The organism is Streptomyces sp. NPDC012935, assembly GCF_042900345.1.
GTDB lineage: Bacteria > Actinomycetota > Actinomycetes > Streptomycetales > Streptomycetaceae > Streptomyces.
Window position 1 is genome coordinate 1 of sequence record NZ_JBIBBC010000121.1, and the last position, 1,071, is coordinate 1,071.

General features: G+C 67.3%; 1 protein-coding gene. It reads left to right on the forward strand.

The window, feature by feature from the left end; all coding sequences use genetic code 11:
• Nucleotides 1-695, forward strand: a 695-nt coding sequence (locus tag ACFY5C_RS42005) for a sensor histidine kinase (RefSeq protein ID WP_389455378.1), incomplete at its 5' end; no start/stop codon positions are given.
• Nucleotides 696-1,071: the final 376 nt, after the last annotated feature.

The window sequence follows — 1,071 nt, forward strand, 5'->3', positions numbered from 1 at the left end:
AGATGCTGGAGCGGCTCCAGCGGGCCTTCACGGCCCAGCAGCGCTTCGTCGGCAACGCCTCGCACGAGCTGCGCACCCCGCTGGCGATCAACCGGACCCTCCTGGAGGTCCACCTCTCCGACCCGGGCGCGCCCGTGGAGCTCCAGCAGCTCGGCAAGACGCTGCTGGCCACCAACGAGCGCAGCGAACAGCTCGTGGAGGGCCTGCTCCTGCTCGCCCGCAGCGAGAACCAGATCGTCGAGCGCAAGCCGGTGGACCTCGCGGAGGTGGCCGAGCAGGCCGTCGACCAGGTCCGCGCGGAGGCCGACGCCAAGGGCGTGACGATCCGCGGCGAGCACAGACCCGCGGTCATACAGGGCAACGGCGTGCTGCTGGAGCGGATCGCGCTGAACCTGGTGCAGAACGCCGTCCGGTACAACGTGCCGGAGGGCGGCTGGGTGGAGGTCGCCACCGAGGTCAGGCACGGGCAGGCGGTGCTCGTCGTGACGAACACCGGGCCGGTGGTGCCGGCGTACGAGATCGACAACCTCTTCGAGCCCTTCCGGCGGCTGCGCACCGAGCGCACCGGCAGCGACAAGGGCGTGGGCCTCGGGCTGTCCATCGTGCGGTCCGTGGCCCGGGCCCACGGCGGGCACATCGCGGCGGAGCCACGGGAGGGAGGTGGTCTCGTGATGCGGGTGACGTTCCCGGTCTGAGAGCATGTGCACCGACACGGGCCGACACACGGCACTCCGTGGGCTTGTTCGCTTTGCGCGGAATTTTCACACCGCCCCGGAAGGGAACCCGTGTGTGATCGATCACAAGGACGGTTTTCCGGCCATCTACTGTCCGTGATCATGTGACCGGTCGGAAAGCCGGGAAAATCCGGGTTTTCGGGGGTCCTGATCACGGGAAGTACACGGTGAGATGCCTTTGAACAGCGGCAATCGGACCGTGTACGGTCCCGTTCGCCATCCAAGCCGATCACTCTTGAGGAGTCCGGTTGGGTGTCGATTGAGTAACAGACCTTGATGTGAGGCAAAATCTCCGCCTCGGGTCGGGCACAAGTCCGGCCTCTCACGCGTTACGTGC